At 58.7% G+C, this 16,031-nt stretch carries 24 protein-coding genes; 10 read left to right on the forward strand and 14 right to left on the reverse strand.

The features are described 5' to 3' along the window. Window positions 1–90 precede the first annotated feature (90 nt). The 10 genes from P9292_RS10215 to P9292_RS10260 all read right to left on the reverse strand — a co-directional run bounded on the left by P9292_RS10215 (window position 91) and on the right by P9292_RS10260 (window position 5,742). Window positions 91–339 carry an HNH endonuclease signature motif containing protein gene (locus tag P9292_RS10215; protein WP_309958773.1) on the reverse strand — a complete coding sequence of 83 codons (249 nt, stop codon included), beginning with the start codon at window positions 337–339 and terminating at the stop codon, window positions 91–93. A 226-nt stretch (window positions 340–565) separates the two neighbouring features. After that, window positions 566–1,021: a hypothetical protein gene (locus P9292_RS10220; protein ID WP_309853338.1), complete on the reverse strand. Its 456-nt coding sequence runs from the start codon at window positions 1,019–1,021 to the stop codon at window positions 566–568. 19 nt (window positions 1,022–1,040) lie between these two features. Next, window positions 1,041–1,271 (reverse strand): hypothetical protein, encoded by a 231-nt coding sequence (locus tag P9292_RS10225; protein ID WP_309936379.1) that lies wholly within the window; start codon window positions 1,269–1,271, stop codon window positions 1,041–1,043. Continuing rightward, entirely contained in the window at window positions 1,268–2,434 is a 1,167-nt protein-coding gene (locus tag P9292_RS10230) for a tyrosine-type recombinase/integrase (protein WP_309958774.1), read from the reverse strand. The genes P9292_RS10225 and P9292_RS10230 overlap by 4 nt, the downstream gene beginning before the upstream one ends. 184 nt (window positions 2,435–2,618) lie before the next feature. Continuing rightward, window positions 2,619–3,107, reverse strand: a complete 489-nt coding sequence (locus P9292_RS10235; protein WP_309854187.1) for a hypothetical protein — start codon at window positions 3,105–3,107, stop codon at window positions 2,619–2,621. Continuing rightward, window positions 3,104–3,469 (reverse strand): hypothetical protein, encoded by a 366-nt coding sequence (locus P9292_RS10240; protein WP_309854190.1) that lies wholly within the window; start codon window positions 3,467–3,469, stop codon window positions 3,104–3,106. The genes P9292_RS10235 and P9292_RS10240 overlap by 4 nt, the downstream gene beginning before the upstream one ends. Before the next feature lie 5 nt (window positions 3,470–3,474). Next, a complete protein-coding gene (locus tag P9292_RS10245) occupies window positions 3,475–3,804 on the reverse strand; it encodes a hypothetical protein (protein ID WP_309854193.1) in 330 nt (109 codons plus the stop codon). After that, window positions 3,801–4,031: a hypothetical protein gene (locus tag P9292_RS10250; protein WP_309854196.1), complete on the reverse strand. Its 231-nt coding sequence runs from the start codon at window positions 4,029–4,031 to the stop codon at window positions 3,801–3,803. The genes P9292_RS10245 and P9292_RS10250 overlap by 4 nt, the downstream gene beginning before the upstream one ends. Beyond that, window positions 4,028–5,131: a helix-turn-helix domain-containing protein gene (locus tag P9292_RS10255; RefSeq protein ID WP_309958775.1), complete on the reverse strand. Its 1,104-nt coding sequence runs from the start codon at window positions 5,129–5,131 to the stop codon at window positions 4,028–4,030. Before P9292_RS10255 ends, P9292_RS10250 begins: the two co-directional genes overlap by 4 nt. Beyond that, the gene (locus tag P9292_RS10260) at window positions 5,128–5,742 is read right to left on the reverse strand and encodes a Bro-N domain-containing protein (protein WP_309958776.1); all 615 of its coding nucleotides are present in this window, start codon (window positions 5,740–5,742) and stop codon (window positions 5,128–5,130) included. Before P9292_RS10260 ends, P9292_RS10255 begins: the two co-directional genes overlap by 4 nt. Before the next feature lie 330 nt (window positions 5,743–6,072). Here P9292_RS10260 and P9292_RS10265 point away from each other — a divergent pair, with 330 nt between their 5' ends. The 3 genes from P9292_RS10265 to P9292_RS10275 all read left to right on the forward strand — a co-directional run bounded on the left by P9292_RS10265 (window position 6,073) and on the right by P9292_RS10275 (window position 6,945). Next, complete coding sequence (locus P9292_RS10265; protein WP_309854205.1) at window positions 6,073–6,393, forward strand: transcriptional regulator; 321 nt, start codon at window positions 6,073–6,075, stop codon at window positions 6,391–6,393. After that, window positions 6,380–6,676 (forward strand): helix-turn-helix domain-containing protein, encoded by a 297-nt coding sequence (locus P9292_RS10270; protein ID WP_309958777.1) that lies wholly within the window; start codon window positions 6,380–6,382, stop codon window positions 6,674–6,676. The genes P9292_RS10265 and P9292_RS10270 overlap by 14 nt, the downstream gene beginning before the upstream one ends. 80 nt (window positions 6,677–6,756) lie before the next feature. After that, entirely contained in the window at window positions 6,757–6,945 is a 189-nt protein-coding gene (locus P9292_RS10275; RefSeq protein WP_309854211.1) for a hypothetical protein, read from the forward strand. Here the strand turns inward: P9292_RS10275 and P9292_RS10280 are convergent. Both P9292_RS10280 and P9292_RS10285 read right to left on the reverse strand, forming a co-directional pair. Next, entirely contained in the window at window positions 6,942–7,196 is a 255-nt protein-coding gene (locus P9292_RS10280; protein ID WP_309958778.1) for a hypothetical protein, read from the reverse strand. The two genes, P9292_RS10275 and P9292_RS10280, sit on opposite strands and share 4 nt — an antisense overlap. A 154-nt stretch (window positions 7,197–7,350) precedes the next feature. Then, window positions 7,351–8,160 (reverse strand): ParB N-terminal domain-containing protein, encoded by an 810-nt coding sequence (locus tag P9292_RS10285; protein WP_309854217.1) that lies wholly within the window; start codon window positions 8,158–8,160, stop codon window positions 7,351–7,353. A 1,063-nt stretch (window positions 8,161–9,223) separates the two neighbouring features. Here P9292_RS10285 and P9292_RS10295 point away from each other — a divergent pair. The 5 genes from P9292_RS10295 (at window position 9,224) to P9292_RS10315 (ending at window position 12,767) form a co-directional block, all read left to right on the forward strand. After that, window positions 9,224–9,985 (forward strand): S24 family peptidase, encoded by a 762-nt coding sequence (locus P9292_RS10295; protein WP_309958779.1) that lies wholly within the window; start codon window positions 9,224–9,226, stop codon window positions 9,983–9,985. Between the two features lie 336 nt (window positions 9,986–10,321). Continuing rightward, window positions 10,322–11,167 carry a hypothetical protein gene (locus tag P9292_RS10300; protein ID WP_309958780.1) on the forward strand — a complete coding sequence of 282 codons (846 nt, stop codon included), beginning with the start codon at window positions 10,322–10,324 and terminating at the stop codon, window positions 11,165–11,167. A 100-nt stretch (window positions 11,168–11,267) separates the two neighbouring features. Beyond that, window positions 11,268–11,447, forward strand: a complete 180-nt coding sequence (locus P9292_RS10305) for a hypothetical protein (protein WP_309842602.1) — start codon at window positions 11,268–11,270, stop codon at window positions 11,445–11,447. Next, the gene (locus P9292_RS10310; RefSeq protein WP_309842599.1) at window positions 11,431–11,649 is read left to right on the forward strand and encodes a DUF4224 domain-containing protein; all 219 of its coding nucleotides are present in this window, start codon (window positions 11,431–11,433) and stop codon (window positions 11,647–11,649) included. The genes P9292_RS10305 and P9292_RS10310 overlap by 17 nt, the downstream gene beginning before the upstream one ends. Beyond that, complete coding sequence (locus tag P9292_RS10315) at window positions 11,646–12,767, forward strand: tyrosine-type recombinase/integrase (protein ID WP_309958781.1); 1,122 nt, start codon at window positions 11,646–11,648, stop codon at window positions 12,765–12,767. Before P9292_RS10310 ends, P9292_RS10315 begins: the two co-directional genes overlap by 4 nt. 568 nt (window positions 12,768–13,335) lie before the next feature. Here P9292_RS10315 and P9292_RS10320 read toward each other — a convergent pair. Continuing rightward, window positions 13,336–13,788: a helix-turn-helix domain-containing protein gene (locus tag P9292_RS10320; RefSeq protein WP_244827711.1), complete on the reverse strand. Its 453-nt coding sequence runs from the start codon at window positions 13,786–13,788 to the stop codon at window positions 13,336–13,338. 124 nt (window positions 13,789–13,912) lie between these two features. Here P9292_RS10320 and P9292_RS10325 point away from each other — a divergent pair, with 124 nt between their 5' ends. Beyond that, window positions 13,913–14,548 (forward strand): NADPH-dependent F420 reductase, encoded by a 636-nt coding sequence (locus P9292_RS10325; RefSeq protein ID WP_250508901.1) that lies wholly within the window; start codon window positions 13,913–13,915, stop codon window positions 14,546–14,548. A gap of 52 nt (window positions 14,549–14,600) precedes the next feature. Next, window positions 14,601–15,539 (forward strand): SDR family oxidoreductase, encoded by a 939-nt coding sequence (locus tag P9292_RS10330; protein WP_309958782.1) that lies wholly within the window; start codon window positions 14,601–14,603, stop codon window positions 15,537–15,539. Between the two features lie 58 nt (window positions 15,540–15,597). On the opposite strand, the gene P9292_RS10335 is transcribed toward P9292_RS10330, so the two are convergent. Continuing rightward, the gene (locus P9292_RS10335; protein ID WP_250464428.1) at window positions 15,598–15,966 is read right to left on the reverse strand and encodes a helix-turn-helix domain-containing protein; all 369 of its coding nucleotides are present in this window, start codon (window positions 15,964–15,966) and stop codon (window positions 15,598–15,600) included. Window positions 15,967–16,031: the final 65 nt, after the last annotated feature.

Genomic DNA, 16,031 nt, shown 5'->3' on the forward strand with positions numbered 1-16,031 from the left:
AGGGGAAATTTTGTGCGCGTGAGAGAACGCTCGGTGTCCGAGCCTCGAACCCACCAGACTTTCGACACCCCCTCCCCCCCAAACACTTGCTCAACGTCCAAACCGCCCCGCAGCCTCCGCCGCCGTCTTGCGCGCATGACAGTCAACGCAGAGCAACTGCAGATTGGCGTCGTCGTTACTGCCGCCAGCTTCGAGCGGAACGCGGTGATCGACGTGATCGAGATGCTCGTTCCACAATCGGCCGCACCGCGCGCAGCAAAAGTTGTCACGCGCGGCGATGCGCATGCGCGTCGTCATCCATCTGCGCCCGCGAATGCGCACCGTGGATCCAGCTTTCACGTCCAACAACGAGAGCCTATTGGCCTTCACGTTACCCAGTCGGGGCTTAAGGGTCCTCAGTCTCGCCATTCGCAGGTTGCAACACAGAGATGGATGAACTAGCCTCGAACGAGGCTATCGCGCAAGACGCGCACCAACGCAAAAAAGCCCACATGGTTTGAGCCATGCGGGCCTTAAAGACAATGATGCAGCCTATCGATTAAGAGCCGATTTTATATGAAAGTGTTCAATCAGCAGTAGAACTATTTTGTTCAATAATTCTTGAACACTTTTCGGACATGAAGCTCTCACTTGCCCGGCGGATTGATTTACCAAGCGATTCGGCGCGTACCGCAAACCGCCGGGCGCGGTTATAGATTGTGCCACGCGCACATTTCTGCTCGTAGGCCAATGCCTTAATGTTCGCGTTATACCAATAGACCCCGAGGAAGCACTCCGCCTCGTGCGCGCTACCGCCTTGTTCGCACAGCGCATGGATCGCCATATTGAAGAACGGCATCTCGGGATCCAAAAACGAGTCCGGCTCGCGCGCCATTGCTCGACGGGCGGGCTGCAGACGCGCGAGCACATTCGACTTTACATACGGCGCGAAGATGCGGCGTGTCAGACACCAAGCGACCCAACGATGAACCTTGTCGTCTGCCGCGTTTCGCGCATCTTCATTCAAACTATGTTCACTCATAGCCTCGCTCCTCATCGCGCTATTGCTCAACGCCGTAAGAAATGTTCCAGTGATCCAGCCAAGCGACCAGCTGCTCGCGCAATTCGCGGTTGCTCGGATACGGGAACTGGACCTCACCTTCTTCTTCGATTCCAGCGAATGGGCAGCCGGGAAACGAGATCCAACTCTGCAATCCTTCTACTTGTCGCACGGCCATCTGCAAGAGCGGGCGCGGGACAGAAGACATCTCAATGTAGGTGTACGCGCTCATGATGTCGATGGTTTCATGATGACCTTAGTCCCGCTTTTTGCGCCTTGAGCGGATGACTCACAGGAATTTGCAAACTCAGTAACGACAAGGGTTTGAGCGATGCTCTTCGCCACTTTTTCGCCACTTACTTTGCGTTTCGCGAGATCGACCAAGCCCATTCGTTCGCTTAATCGTGCTTGCGCATCGACAACCGAGCCGAGGTCAGCTTCCAGGTACACCATCGTCGTACGCGCATCCTTGTGGCGCATCACGCGCCGGATGGTTTGGATGGGAACACCCTGTTCGCTCAATAGCGTGGCGAACGTGCCGCGCAGTCGGTGCGGTGTGAGCCCGACCACTTCACATGCGGCGTTTGCGGCGAACATCGCTCGACGCGTAAAACCCGCCTTGAACGCCTCACCGCTCTTGCGCGTCACGATCAGTCCGCATGCGTGGCGTATCGGATGCAGATAGTCAAGCAACCATCGAGGCACTGGTACGGGGTCGGCCTCGCGCCCTTTGGTCCGACCTGGCGTATAGGTGCCGCGCTCCCAGTCGAGCCACTCCCAACGCGCCGTGATGGTCTCCATTTCGCGCAGCCCCAATCCGAGCATCAACCGCACGGCGATCGACACGCCCGGCTGCCGAGCGGCCGCCGCATCCACTTCGATCAACCACTTCGAAGCCATCGACGCCGGCAACGTCGTGCGTGGCCTTTTCTGCAACTTGATCAACTTCACCGACCACGGCACCATCGGCAGGATGTTGCGCCGAACTGCCCAGTTGCACACGACCTTGATCGACTTGAGCCAATGATTGGCGCTCGCCCGGCTGTGCGTCTGCAAATGCTCAAGACGCGCCTGCTCAATGGCCCCGTTCGTCAACTGATCGACCGAAACATCGCCGAGCCCGTACAAATGCAAACGGGCGACCGTTCGCATCGACTTAATGTGCGCGCCGCTCACAATCGGCTCGTTGGCCGCAATCCATTTGACGAACAATTCCCGCAGCGTCGGCACCGGCTCGCGTCCTCTCGACCATAGTTTGGCGTCGTGGTAGGCGCGCGCCGCCACGGCTTCGGCCTTGTGCTTGACGCTCTCGCGTGTGCTGCGTTGCACCCGCGCGCCGTTCACCTGGAACCGGTAGTGCCAGCGTTTTCCAACACGAAATAACTGATAGCTCACCGCCTCGCCTCTTTATAGATCCCGAACGACTTCAATTCACCTCCGCGAAGCCGGTTTTTGGCAAGCACGATGAATTTGCCTGTGCGTTCGACAAAGCGATCGACGATCACCTCTCCGTTACGAAGTACTATGCGAACCCGGGCCCCCCGTGCGCAGCATGTATGCGGCGTCTTCATGACGGCTCCTAGGCGAGACTTTTGAAAAGCGCGTGAAACTGACGCAGCTTCTCCAGGTCGGCGCTGTCTTGTGCTTGCTGCTGTTCGATCGTCAGCGCCGCGGTCTCCACGTCAGAGGCTAGCTCCGTCAGATCCCCGGCGAGCTTGCGCGCGCGACCGGAAAGCGCGGACAGAATGTCGAGCACCGAATGGCTCGGCACGCTACCCCCTGAGCTGGATTCGATTTGTTTCGCTGCTACGGTCACCATGCTCTCCTTTTCTCTTACTTCCACGCGCTGAAAGCGCCCCTTGAACTTCTCGCGGACCAAACCAGCGTCCTGCAACCGAAGCAAGCACCCATCGAGCACCGCGACATCAGGCGAGCTCTTCGTCACTCGCCGCAGATGCATCGCGATCTCGTTGCGCGACCATGCGTCTTGCTTCGGCACCATCTCCAGCACTTTCTTCGCAATCGCAGATTGCCCGCTCAGCGCCGCTTGAAATCTTGCTGGTGTCATACCTTGCTTCCTTCCGATATCGGCGCATCCGGCGCCATCCATGTGTGATCGCCGCTATCGCGAAACGCGGTAAGTGATTTCCGGTTATCGGCATACAGGCAATCGACCCACGCGTATTCGTGATCGACCCAATCTGATCTTGAGATCGAGCCGCGGTATCCCACTGGGATGAATGCCAGCGCGTTGACCTTGTATTGCTCGTCGCCTCGGCCGCTCGGATTGCGATGCCGCACGCGGCGCAAGCCATGAACCATCGTTGTGATCGGCGCTTTCTGCGTCATGATCGTGTAGCGGCCGCGCATGCCGCGATCTGTCACGAGACCGACAACAGGGACGCGCACGGTTAGCACTATTGGCTGCATCGTTTTCACCATGCTTGCGCCACCTCCCGCTTTGCCAAGGTGAGGAAGTACGGGATGCCCAGCAGCGCCGCAACGATGGATTCGCGTTGCCACACCAGAACGCCGAGGATCGCCATCGTGCTCACGAAATCGTAGAAGGCATTCACGGGATAGCCGTGCTCGTAATCCTTCGCGGACACGAGTAAGGCCGCAATCCACATGATTTCGGCGATGACACAGAGGTAGGCGATGGCGACATCCCGTGCGAGCGCGTGACCGCCCTCGACCCACAGGTATAGGCAGATGACGAGTAACACGTCGAACAGGACGGCGCGGGCGAGCTTTTGAGCGTTCATGAATTTTGACTCCAACGAACAGGGTTGAAACGACAGGTCGATACGCTGGACACGTATTGCCAGTCGGGCAGCAGTGCGCAATTCGCAAAGCCAAGGCGATGCATGGGCTCAAGGCCCGGCGTCTTGACCGCGTATCGGCAGGTTTGGCAGTCCTTCGCACCGAGTTCTGTACCGAGCAGGTCGCCTTGCTGATTCGAGGCGGCGCGGTTCGAGCTACGCTTGCTCATGCCGCCTCCGTGTTGCCGTGTCGATCTCGCGGGATGTCGTTGAAGTAGGCGTACAGCGCCTCGTAGTGCTCCTCGCTTTCGCGGCCGACCGTGCGCAGCATGTCCTCCATCCATCCGCCTGGGCCGGCGGCCTTGAACACGCGGGCCTTGAAGCGCATGAACGTTTCGCCATCGCCCTGTTTCACGCCAAGCTGCTCGCCACGCGCCTCGATGCCGCTCGACGTGCGCCACCAGTCCGCAACGATCGTCCTCGCGCCGCCAGGCGGCGATGACGCCCCCGTCTCAGCTTTCACGGGGAAAAGCCCTGTCCAGCCACGAAGCACAGCCTCCTCGACTGTCACCTCGGGCAACTGGCCGCCCGCTGCGAGCGAAAGCAAACGTTTGACCGAAAGCGCAGCGGCCGCTCGCGTCCACGGTGCGTCCTTGTGCTTCGCCTCTCGGTGCTCGCACCACATCGCCCAGACCGCCGGCGTGATTTCGTCCGGCAGTTCGAGATTTCGGATCTGCTCATGCAACGCAACTCGCGACGCACGTCGCGCAGGTTGCTTATCTAAGTTCTTCTCTTTCTCTTCTAAACCCTTCTTGCCCTCCACATTTGGTACCCCTTCGAGGGAAATGTGGAGGGGCTTCGAGGGAAATGTGGAGGGGCTTCCATCCGGATTTGGAGGGGCTCCACATTTGGAGGGGCTCCGTTTCTGGTCCCCCTTAGCAGTACCAAATTTGGAGGGGCTCCGTTTATGGAGGGGCTTAGCATCTAACTCCTCCACAGACGGCGGACTCAACGAGATAGCATCCCCCGTGCGCTGATCGACCGCTTGAACGACAACAGAGCCAGATGGAGCGAGCATCTGATAAACGACAATGCTTTTCGTGCCGCCCATGCGACGCGGTGTCTCAGTCAGGAAACCAAGCGACACGAGCTTCTCGCGCGCTTTCCGAATGGTCTTGACGTCGAGCTCAGTGTCGAGCACGAGCTCGTCGTTCGTGACCCACGTGGTGTAGTCTTCGGCCGCCCAATGCGCATATGTCTTCAAGAGTGTCTTGGCCGCTGAATCGCCGACGTGCTGACGTTTGGCCCATTGATATGCGTAACCACTCATTGCTGGGCGCTCCTACGATGGCGAGCACAGTCGTCTGACTGACGGACGCGCTCGATCGCCTGCAGCCGGCTCGCGGCAGAGGCGATGATTTCGGGAAGAAGGCGCACCGACACCACGCCCGGCTCACCAATAAGCTTCGCGAGCGCATGAGGCGCGATCACTACCGCGTCCGATGCCACGGGCTGCATCCGCTGACATCCGTCGTGGTCGAAGTACATCAGCCAGCGACTGTCGAGCGGTCGAGCTTGGGGCGACTCAGCGGTTTGAGCTTCACGCTCAAGAAGATCCAATACCCACCGGCGAAATGCAGCGGCTTTTGAGGTGCGTGCGAGCATGCCCAGCAAGTGCGCGCCGCGTAGCGAGAAGATGCGTACCTGCTGATCGCCACCCGCTGTGGGGAGCGTTACAACGGCGGTCATGCTGTCGGTGAATTCGGCAGCGTTGCGCTCGAATACCTGCTGCACCTTGTGAGGATTGGCGTAGCCCAAGGCTACCCCAATCTGGGGTAGCCTTAGCCAACGCAGACCCTCACGGTCGATAACGTCGAAGCGGTAGTTTTGGAAGGAAAGGAATTGCGTTTGCTCAGGACGAGCGCGGACGTTAGCACGCATGGCGGGCTCCTTTGTGTGGGACAAAGGCCCGCCGCTCATTTCGACGTGAGGGGTGGCGGGCCCGACAGCGGGGGTCGAAAACCGGCCACAAAGGCAAACCGGCCCAGCCGAAGCTGGCCCCGCCCGGCCCGCCATTGAAAGAGGCGTGCAGAGACGAAGGGACGATAAAAAAGCCGCTTGCGCGGCGGCTCGTCCGCCTTTGTGACACCGGGTTTCGACGCCCGCAGCTCGGTTGTCTACCGAGATGATCGAAGTATAGGCAACAGCGCCGGTGGCGGTCAAGCGACACAAGTCTTGCGCCGGATACGTCAATGACGTATGATGGCCGCAATGCATACGATTATCGAAACACATGTTTTTATGGAAGACGCTCGGTCTTTGTGGAGCGAAGACGAACGTGGCGCGTTTTGCGCGTGGATTGCCGCAAATCCTTTGGCGGGTGACGTTGTTCCGGGTTCGGGTGGATGCCGAAAGGTGCGCTGGGGACGACCCGGCATGGGTAAACGCGGCGGTGTCCGCGTTATTTACTACAACCGGCTCGAAAACGGCGAAATTTGGTTGTTGGTTATTTATGCCAAGAACGTGCGAGGCAACATTCCTGCGCACACCCTTAAAGCCATTAAGGAATCGATTCAAGATGAAACCGAATGAAGAAATGACCGGCGAAGAGCTCGGGAACAAGTTGCTTCGTGCTGTACGCGAAATGAAGGAAGGCCGTGCAGCACGCGTTACGCATGTGGAACCATCTACAGCGTCCATCGCTCGCGACAAGAGCGGGCTATCGCAAAGTGAATTCGCCAAGCTCATAGGCGTCTCACTGCGCACGTTGCAGGAGTGGGAGCAAGGCCGGCGCAAACCGACAGGCGCCGCCCAAACCTTGTTGCGCGTAGCTGCGCTGCACCCGGAAGCGCTTCGGGATCTGCAAAGCACGTGACCGGACTCAGCTTTGTTCAAGCGGCTAAAAGCGACTAATTTCGATCGCGATACGCAGGCCAGAAACGAATTCCGCTGAATGTGAAGCACCTGTTCATGCGATTGATCCCCGGACACGCGACGCGGGGGAAAGGTATTCGTTATGACCTGTTTGCCGAAAGCGAAGCGTCCAAGCCTGAAATGCTCGCAAAGCCCGAAGGTGTTTCGCTCAGTATGTTGGTGCTGACCTTCGTCGCGGAAGGGTTGGGACGTCGAGAGCATGCGCATTAAGCCTCCGCGCACCGCGCGTCACGCTCAGCGAGCTGCCGCGCCATCCACTTGCCGGCAATCCATTCGAAACCTTTCGGGGTGAATTTCCAGTACTTGAATGCGTATTGCCGCTCGTCATCCGTCACGCCAACGCCAACTTCAACGCGGCCCGTCTCGACGTGCGTCTTATAGGGCTCCATGCGCTGCCGCTTGCCCGCGAGGAAGACCACGCCCAAGTCAACTCTCGGGCTATGTTTGATAGCGTTACTCATTGGTCACCCTACAGATCGTTATCGTGACCGCACGGCAGAGAGCCGTCGTCGTTCTGCTTTGCTCCGCAGCTGAGACAGATCTTTCGCGATTCCGCGGCTCCCGCATCGTCACGATCCTTCGCCTCTGCTAGCTCGATAAATTGAGCTCCTTCCTTCAATGTCGCCATTCACCATGCTCCTGCTCGGTAGTCTGTAATACCCAGCGCAACGCCTCAGCACGTTCACCCGACGACGCGCCCAACTCCTTCAAAATTTCCTTGCGGCTTCGCATCCTGGGCGTGCGTTCGCCAAGCGCCTCGCGCTGCGCTCGGGCGCGTGCATGACCAGCGACGTTCGCGCCGGCAGCAACTAGCTCCCGAACCTTCTCGCGCTGCTGCGCCGGTGGGAGTTTCGAAAGGTGACGGGCGTGAGTGACGTTGATGCGCGCGCTTTCGATCGCTTTGCGAACATCAGCGCAACATTCGAGCAGTGCGAGCGTTGCCCGTACCGTGGCCGCCGAACAGCCAAAGATCGTCGCGAGCTCTGCCTCGCTATAGCCGAAGGCCATCACGCGGCGCATCTTCTCTGCGCGGCCAAGAGGGGTGTCTGCCTCCCGGAGCTCGTTCTCGCTGATGATCGCGGTCAGCGCCGTGCGCCTCTCGCCTCGATGGACTTGCCCGGGGACCTGGAGCAGCGGTTCGCCGCGCGCACGCCGCCATTCATTCGCCAGGCGCGCCGCCTTAACGCGTTGTCGCCCAACCGCAACTTCCGTTTCGCCCGTCTCGGTGTTCTTCATCACTGAGATCGGCTGAAGCACACCCTGGAAATCGATGTTCCGAGCGAGATCCTCGTTCACCGGCAGATCAACGCGCGGGTCATACAGCGGCGAAGCCGTATCCGTCACCAGCACCAGCTTGTCGGGGTCGAAGAACAGCAGGTTTGTCTTCCCCGACGCGCCGTATGCATCAATCGAGTTCTTTGCCATCGGTCGTATCCATCAGATCTCACCGCTAAAGAAGTTACGAACGCATGATTTGTCGCCGCAAGGATCAGCAACGGCGCCCGGTAAATCTTTAATAGTTGTACTAACACACAAAGAATCACTCAACGACTGCGCTCCTTCCGCCCTATCGTTTAACCGACCGCTCCGGCGCTTTGCGCATACTTTCCTGTATTGCCTCTGCTGCGTCTTTGCGTGTCACGTTGAAGCCCGCCATCGGCAGTGGCGTTGCTGGTTCATAGGCAAAGCGCCGTTGCGACAGCATTTCGTTCGCGCCGGTTTCAATCTGGAAGGCCTCGCGACGTTCCTACTTCATCTGCGTGATAACCGCTCCGAGTGTTTCGCGGGTTGCATTTCTAAGCATCTGCTGGTGCCGCTCGATGTGCATTCTTGGTTTCCTCTTTGTAAGGCGGGGCTTAAGCCCCTGGCATCACGCTTTCGCAACATGACACAGCTTTTGAGCCGGAGACTCTGTGACTCAATCGAACGACAATAAGACGTCATTCCCTGTTTATGCTTAGGTATCAACGAAGTTTTGACGGATTTGACGCCGGGAATGAGCTGACCGTCGACAACGACGCGGCCGTTTGACGAGCGACCGCTGAGGGATGCTTCAATCATTACGATTGCGGTCCCTTTCGGCCGGGTGAAGGAAAAGTTGCATCGAAAAGCCAAAGCGCTAGCCATACTTCTCCGTGACATTGCAGTTCCTGTAAATAGGCGACTCGAGCGCCAGGCATCGACTTGAATTCCGTAGAAATGACCAGCGAACCGCGGGCCGCAGATCTTCGCACCGCACCACACCATTGCTCTGTTCTTCGATGTTGATGCACAGCTGAACGTCGAATTCGGCCTTTGCGCTGATCGCTTTACGCAGATATCCAATGGTTGTGTTGCAGCGTCGAGCGAACTCCGCCTGCTCTTGGGGAGACTTAGAGTTGAGATATGCGCGCAGGGCTTCCATGACCCCGACGATACCCTTGGGTAAGAATCTCGTCAATACCTAAGGGGAATTTACCTGAGAGTAACATTAGGCTGAAATGATCCAATGAACAAATTTGAGCGAAGGCGACTCCGCCTTATCGAAATCCGCGACCGTTTTTGCGGTGGTACTGCAACTGGACTCGCGAAGAAACTCGGGAAATCTGATTCCTACGTTACGAGAATGCTGTGGCCAGAGGACCGAAATGGCCGGAAACGCATTGGTGAGGCGATGGTCGATCAGATAGAAGAAGCGTTTGGTTGGAAGCGAGGCACGTTTGATTCGGAGCAACTGCCCGGTGTCACTGGTGCCGCTTCGAAAGATGATCGACGTGAAAAGGCGAGGCTGGAGTGGGGTAGCCAAACGTTTGCGACAGATAGTAAGCTCGTCGAGCGTAACATTGAGGCGGGTCCAGACATCCGGGGCAAGGTGCCATTGATCTCTTGGGTCCAGGCTGGCGCTTGGGAGTCGTTTGTGGATGATTTAGCTGTTGGCGACGCGGAAGATTGGTTGCTCTCGCCGATCGCCACCTCCAAGAATGCTTATTTCCTCCGTGTCAAAGGGTTAAGCATGTTCAACCCCACAGGCGAGCCCTCCTTCAACGAAAACGATCTGATCCTTGTTGAGCCGCAATGCTGCGCCCACTCCGGGTCATTGGTTGTTGTACGCCTTGATGATGAATCGGAGGCAACCTTTAAGCAGCTTGTGCTTGAGGGCGGCAAGCAATACCTCAGAGCACTTAATCCTGACTGGCCAACGCGGATTATCGAAGTGCATAACAACGCCACAATCTGTGGCGTCGTGAAGTCAAAAGTGGTCCGCTACTAGGAAAGCGCCAAAAGCGGAGCATTGCTCCCCTTTATTCTCGCCGCACGCCCTCAGATCCCGCGCCCGCTCGTTGCCGCGCGATGCAAACGCCCGTACACAAACCAAAATTTACCCTAGGGTATTGCACTGATCATTCCCTTTGGGGTATTCTCTGGTCGGTTCAGCTTTTCTTTGTACGCATAACGCTTATACAGCACTGGCACGCACGCGCCTGCATGCAAGTTCGTCTAGCATCTCCGCGTGGCAGCGGCGGCTGGAGCACTCTTGGGATCGAGCCTTGAAGTCTTCTCGGACGCACCAGAACTTCGAATTACGTTGTACTAATCGGAGCAAGCAATGATCGAAACACTCTTCCCTGCGCCGCAACTTTTGAAGCGACCCAACGCCCGCGTCGGATTTGCATTCAGACCGATCCCGCCGCAGGAGCACCGCAAGCGCAAATCCTTGGTTCTGCGCGCTTGCCGAGAGGACATGTCATCTGGGCATGGCTTCAAATGGCCGCGTGCAGGCGAAGTAGCTGAAGCGCCCGATTGGCAACCAACGCATCGGTGCGGCGCAGGTTTGCACGGATGGCTTCATGGCCACGGAGATCATGCGATCGGCGGCTACATCGAGCCGACAGCAAAGTGGCTCGTCATCGAGGTAGATACGGACGACATCATCGAGCTCGATGGTTTCTGCAAGTTTCCACGCGGCAAAGTTGTATTCGTCGGCACGAGCAAGGGCGCTGCTGACTATTTGCTCGATAACGATCCATGCGCCCGTGAACTTCCTGTCATCGGCGCCCATCGCGCGGTCGGCGATCACCGTGCTGTATTTGTTGGCGCTTTGGGTTGTGCGACTGCAGGCGACGGCGGCAAAGCCATGGCTGGGTATCGAGGAGTTGCAACTGTGGGGTATGGCGGAACGGCGACAACGGGCTTTCGTGGTGAATCCACCGCGGGTGTTCGCGGGACAGCTATTGCAGGTGATGGCGGAACTGCACGAGCTGGCAATCATGGGACGGCCATGGTGGGATTCGGCGGGAAGGCAAGCACTGGCGAGAAAGGACAGATCAGCATCTGGTACTGGGACTTCTATGAGATGCGATACCGAATGAAGGTTGGTTACATCGGCGAAGAGGGTTTGGAGCCGAACACGCTATACACCCTCGACGATAATCACCGCTTCGTCAAGGTGTAATCACACATCACGATTTGGTAGGCCGCCGCTTTATTCGTTTTACGTCGCGTTGGCCTCTTAACCAAGTAGTTGTACTTATTAGGAAGTCGAGGATTCGATCATGCCGCGCAAGGCGATGACAATTGAGCAACGCGCTGCCAAAAAGGCAGCAAAGGCTGAGGCGCTGAAAGCGAAGCGCGAAGCCTTGAAGTGCGAGGCTCGGGCCGAGATTCACTTTTTGGCAAGCCAAATCCCGCCCCATATCGCTCAGGGGGAGAGCAACGATGGCAGCAGTACTTGAATCGCCGCTTGAACTGACGGAGGACGAGCTCGCGCGCATCACGGGCTATAAGCGCCCCTCGAAGCAGATGGAGATGCTCAAGTCGCTGGGCATCCCCGCGCGCCGCCGCCCCGACAACTCCGTGCTCGTCATGCGCATGCACTGCATCGCGCCGGCGCAGATCCCCACCGCAACGATCCGGCGCGAGCCACGCGTCAAATGAACCGCAGAAGAAAACATCACCGCGGTCTGCCCCGCCGCGTCATCGTCAATCACGGCGCGTTCTATTTCTTCGCGCCGGAGCCGATGCGGAACCCGTGGACGCAGAAGGAGCAACGCTGGATTCGCCTGTGCGGATTCGAGGAAGGCGAAGCGGTCATGTACGAGCGCCTCGGTTTCCTCATGAAGGAGAAGAAGCTCGTCAGCGGAACGATGCCGAACCTGTGCGAGGAATGGAAGCAGCGCAAGCTGGCGCGCTACACGCCCGCCGTGCGCAAGGAATACGAGCGCATGGCCGACTTCATCGCCGAGAAGTTCGAGGAGTTCACCGTCGCCGACGTGAAGGCCAGGACGATCACCGTGTTCCTCAGGAAGTACTTCGCGGAGAAGCACAACACGGCGCAGAAGTACGTGAACGTGCTGCGCAAGATGTTCAAGATGGCGATCAGCGAGATGGGCCTGCGCGACGACAACCCGTGCGACCAGCTGGACCTGTCCGACTATGAAACGCAGCGGCGCGAGGTTTTGCCGACGCACGACGTCATCGCGAAGATCCGCGAAGCCGCGCTGACCGGAAAGGATGGTCTGCCGACCGAGTCCGGGCCGATGTTCCAGTGCATCGTCGACATGGCCTATCTGTGCTGGCAGCGCGCGATCGACGTGCGCATGCTCCGCGACGCGCAGATCGAAGGCGGCGCTATCCGGTTCAAACCCACGAAGACGGCGAAGTCGAGCGGGAAGATGGTGGACATCGCGATCACGCCGTCCATCGACGCGGTGATCGAGCGCGCGAAGGGGATCAAGCGGAAGTACAAGATCATCAGCCCCTACCTCTTCCCGTCGACGAAGGGCACGCCGTACACGAAGACCGGCCTGCACTCGATGTGGCGCCGCGCGAAGGAGCGCGCCCAGATCACAGACGACGTCGTGTTCAAGGACCTGCGCGCGCTCGGTGCGACAGACGCGGCGCGCCAGGGCAAGGACAAGAAGCAGATCCAGACGCGGCTCGCGCATACCAGCGGCCGAACGAGCGAAATCTACATTAAGGAGGTCATCGCCGAACGCTCGGAAATGGACGTCGCACTGCCTTGGAATGCGCCTAATACGGAAACAGGGAACTAGGCTGCATGCGGGTTTCAAGCCGATTAATCTTTGAGCATCTGTTAGGCGTGGTATGATCGCGGCCTTTAATTCAGAGCCTTTGCGGCGAGTGAGTTCCCGCATGGGGTGCAGGTGGTCGGAGGTTCAAATCCTCTCGCCCCGACCAAATTAAGCCCGCGTAATCTTTTGATTACGCGGGCTTTCTCATTTGTATGTCATGGCGGAAGTAGCAGTTCTGACGGCTTCCAAAAGAACGCCGCCGAAGCGCGTTGCGTACAGTCAAGATGAAACTTCTGCGCGGCTGAATCGTCATCTCGTCTTGCGCGCGCGTGGCGTGTGCTACGGCGGACTGAAGGGCGTCGATGTAGTGGTCGCGCTTTCTTTTCATCCGTTATCGCGCTCGCCCTATTGTCTTAGACCGCGTACGGAATGGAACCGAAGCCGGCGCGACTTTTCGCCCGCTCAGGCCGCTGAACCTCAGTCACGGTCTCCAGAACCGTTCTCGACATCGGGCCGCTATTCGCCGCACCTCTCGGCTAGCCATGCGCGGATCGTTTATGGACGTAGCACGGTATGCCTGCCGTCCTGTCTATTCCTTGCTCTCCGGAAACATACATCCGCCATTCCGAACCAGCGTCTTCACCTCTTCGCTCACCAGTAGGGGACTTTGCCTTAATCGGGCAATGAAAGCCTTACTTCGCCGAACGTACGACTTTGAATCGTACTTCGCGCTCCATAGGACGATGTTCAGCACGACAGGGATGAGGTCCAAGCCCTTCTCGGTCAGCGTGTAGAAGTCACGGCGCCCATCGTCGGGGCTGGGCGCCCTCGAGAGAATTCCTTGCTCCTCAAGAAACGCAAGGCGGGACGCAAGGACATTGGTCGCGATTCCCTCTTCCGATCTCAGAAACTCGCCATACGTCTTCTTGCCAACAAAAACGATGTCGCGAATGATCAAGAGCGACCACCGGTCGCCAAAGATCTCCACGCCGTAGTTCACCGCGCAATGGGATCGAAGGTCTTCTTTGGATGTCGTCTTCATGGCCAAATAATAACATCGCTTGCATGAAGCAAGTAAATTTCCTCGTTTACTTGTTTTTTGCAAGTTATGTGAATAGGATGGTTGCTAGTGGTTACGAGCACCACCCAACTCACCAGGAGACTGCATGAGCACGATCAGCATCATTGGCACAGGCGGCATGGCCGCAGCGATCGGCGGCCTTGCCGCCAAGGCGGGACACACAGTCGAGGTAATGAGTCGCGACGCTGCCAAGGCGCGGGCGCTTGCCGAAGAGTTTGGAGCCAACGCGACGACAGGAACGTTCGGCGTCGCCCCGGCCGGGGACGTGGTCATCCTGGCGCTTCCCTACCCAGCCGTTCTCGATGTGGTGAAGCAATACGGGAACGAGCTTGCAGGCAAGGTTCTCGTGGACATCACCAATCCCATTGCCTCCGATCACGTGAGCTTCGTGACTCCGGGCGACAGCTTCGGCGCGCGGGAGATCGCCAAGGCCGCGCCTACCGACGCGAAAATCGTCAAGGCGTTCAACACCCTGTTTTCTCACGTCCTGGCTGCCGATCCAGTAGAGGGCCGCCTGTTCGACGTGTTCATCGCTGGGGACGACGCACAAGCGAAAGCACGCGTCTCGGCATTCGTCGCGAGCCTCGGACTGCGCCCGATGGATACCGGGCCGCTGCTCATGGCGAAGACGCTGGAGCACGTCAGCCTGCTGTCGCTGGGACTGCTCACTCACTCCGTCAAGCACGCCAACTTCTCAATCGGCGTCAGCCTGTTCGGCTGATTGCACCAGCGCCACGACATCTCGCATCACATCTTCTGGAGGGAGCGATAACATGCACGTTTTCGTCACGGGCGGGACCGGCCATATCGGTTCGTACATCATTCCCGAGCTCATCGCCGCCGGCCACGAGGTAACCGGCCTCGCCAGGTCGGACAAATCCGCGGCGGCGATGTCCGCGCTCGGCGCAAAGGTGCGTCGCGGCGATATCTCCGATCTCAGTGAACTGAAGGCCGCGGCGTCGGAGTCAGACGGTGTCATCCATGTCGCGCATAGACAAGACCTGCTTCCCTCTGGCGGGCTCGATGCCGTGGCCGCCGCGGAACTCAAGATCATGCTTGCGTATGGCGACGCACTGGCCGGAACCGGCAAGCCGCTGGTCGTGTCGGCGAGCATCGGCTCACCCGGATGGGAAAGCCTCGGCCGGCCCGTCAGCGAGGACGACCCTGCCCTTCCGGCCGGCGATGCATACAAAGGAACGCTGCGAGTTCGTAACGTCGTGGAGCTCGCCGTGATAGCACTCGCGCAGCGGGGCGTGCGGTCTTCGGTCGTGCGGATTCCTCCCATCGCGCACAGCACGAGCGATGCCGGCTTCCTCCCGTTGCTGATTGCGCTCGCAAAGGACAAGGGCGTCATCGGTTATCCGGGAGACGGCGCAAACTTGTGGCCGGCCGTGCATGGCCGCGACCTCGCCACCTTGTTCCGTCTCGCGCTGGAGAAAGGTCCGGCTGGCAAAAGTTGGCACGGCATCGAGGGCGAAGGCGTCGCTTTGCGCGAGATCGCCGAGGCCATCGGCAGCCGCCTGGGCCTGCCGGCCGTGAGCATTCCCATCGATGTGCTGATGCTGCCGGGATATTTTGGCTTCCTGACAAACCTGGTCACGCTGGACCTTCCGGCGTCCAATCTCATCACGCGTCAGGCTCTCGGCTGGAAGCCTGCCCAGCCCGGCCTGATAGAGGACCTCGACAATGGCCACTACTTCCCTGCTCTTTGAGTGGCGAAAACAGCGCGGGCACGTTTTGATAGCGTTGAACGTGGATGTCGGCTGTCTTTTATCTCAACCTGTCGCGCTCAGCGAGCATGTTCACCATTTCGGCCATATTCTCGGTTCCCCAAGTGCACAGCGGGACGATCTTGTCGGCCAGGCTTCGACCAAGCGGCGTCAGCGTGTAGTCCACGCGCGGCGGCACCTCCTGATAGTCGGTCCGCGCGAGGACGCGATCGGCTTCGAGTTCCTTCAATTGCTGGATCAGCACCTTGGCGCTGACGCCGTGGACATTGCGCTTGAGTTCGCCGTAGCGCTTCGGGCCGTCGAGCAGGAAGTACAAGATCAGTGGCTTCCATTTGCCCGCGATGATGCTGAGGGTCGCGGCTAGCCCGTAAGAGTAGCGGCCACCGCAGGTCGGAGAACAGTCGGTCATTTCGTGGTTACCAAAAGGTGCATACTTGTTCTTAGGTTAGTCCAACTGCATACTTGTTTCAAGCA

This window comes from Caballeronia sp. LZ001 (assembly GCF_031450875.1).
In the GTDB taxonomy this organism is placed as follows: domain Bacteria; phylum Pseudomonadota; class Gammaproteobacteria; order Burkholderiales; family Burkholderiaceae; genus Caballeronia.

Coding starts and splice junctions, on each gene's coding strand:
- P9292_RS10220 (WP_309853338.1), bottom strand. CDS start 1,021: ATGAGTGAACATAGTTTGAATGAAGATGCGCGAAACGCGGCAGACGAC.
- P9292_RS10225 (WP_309936379.1), bottom strand. CDS start 1,271: ATGAGCGCGTACACCTACATTGAGATGTCTTCTGTCCCGCGCCCGCTC.
- P9292_RS10235 (WP_309854187.1), bottom strand. CDS start 3,107: ATGACACCAGCAAGATTTCAAGCGGCGCTGAGCGGGCAATCTGCGATT.
- P9292_RS10240 (WP_309854190.1), bottom strand. CDS start 3,469: ATGCAGCCAATAGTGCTAACCGTGCGCGTCCCTGTTGTCGGTCTCGTG.
- P9292_RS10245 (WP_309854193.1), bottom strand. CDS start 3,804: ATGAACGCTCAAAAGCTCGCCCGCGCCGTCCTGTTCGACGTGTTACTC.
- P9292_RS10250 (WP_309854196.1), bottom strand. CDS start 4,031: ATGAGCAAGCGTAGCTCGAACCGCGCCGCCTCGAATCAGCAAGGCGAC.
- P9292_RS10255 (WP_309958775.1), bottom strand. CDS start 5,131: ATGAGTGGTTACGCATATCAATGGGCCAAACGTCAGCACGTCGGCGAT.
- P9292_RS10260 (WP_309958776.1), bottom strand. CDS start 5,742: ATGCGTGCTAACGTCCGCGCTCGTCCTGAGCAAACGCAATTCCTTTCC.
- P9292_RS10265 (WP_309854205.1), top strand. CDS start 6,073: ATGCATACGATTATCGAAACACATGTTTTTATGGAAGACGCTCGGTCT.
- P9292_RS10270 (WP_309958777.1), top strand. CDS start 6,380: ATGAAACCGAATGAAGAAATGACCGGCGAAGAGCTCGGGAACAAGTTG.
- P9292_RS10280 (WP_309958778.1), bottom strand. CDS start 7,196: ATGAGTAACGCTATCAAACATAGCCCGAGAGTTGACTTGGGCGTGGTC.
- P9292_RS10285 (WP_309854217.1), bottom strand. CDS start 8,160: ATGGCAAAGAACTCGATTGATGCATACGGCGCGTCGGGGAAGACAAAC.
- P9292_RS10295 (WP_309958779.1), top strand. CDS start 9,224: ATGAACAAATTTGAGCGAAGGCGACTCCGCCTTATCGAAATCCGCGAC.
- P9292_RS10300 (WP_309958780.1), top strand. CDS start 10,322: ATGATCGAAACACTCTTCCCTGCGCCGCAACTTTTGAAGCGACCCAAC.
- P9292_RS10305 (WP_309842602.1), top strand. CDS start 11,268: ATGCCGCGCAAGGCGATGACAATTGAGCAACGCGCTGCCAAAAAGGCA.
- P9292_RS10310 (WP_309842599.1), top strand. CDS start 11,431: ATGGCAGCAGTACTTGAATCGCCGCTTGAACTGACGGAGGACGAGCTC.
- P9292_RS10315 (WP_309958781.1), top strand. CDS start 11,646: ATGAACCGCAGAAGAAAACATCACCGCGGTCTGCCCCGCCGCGTCATC.
- P9292_RS10320 (WP_244827711.1), bottom strand. CDS start 13,788: ATGAAGACGACATCCAAAGAAGACCTTCGATCCCATTGCGCGGTGAAC.
- P9292_RS10325 (WP_250508901.1), top strand. CDS start 13,913: ATGAGCACGATCAGCATCATTGGCACAGGCGGCATGGCCGCAGCGATC.
- P9292_RS10330 (WP_309958782.1), top strand. CDS start 14,601: ATGCACGTTTTCGTCACGGGCGGGACCGGCCATATCGGTTCGTACATC.
- P9292_RS10335 (WP_250464428.1), bottom strand. CDS start 15,966: ATGACCGACTGTTCTCCGACCTGCGGTGGCCGCTACTCTTACGGGCTA.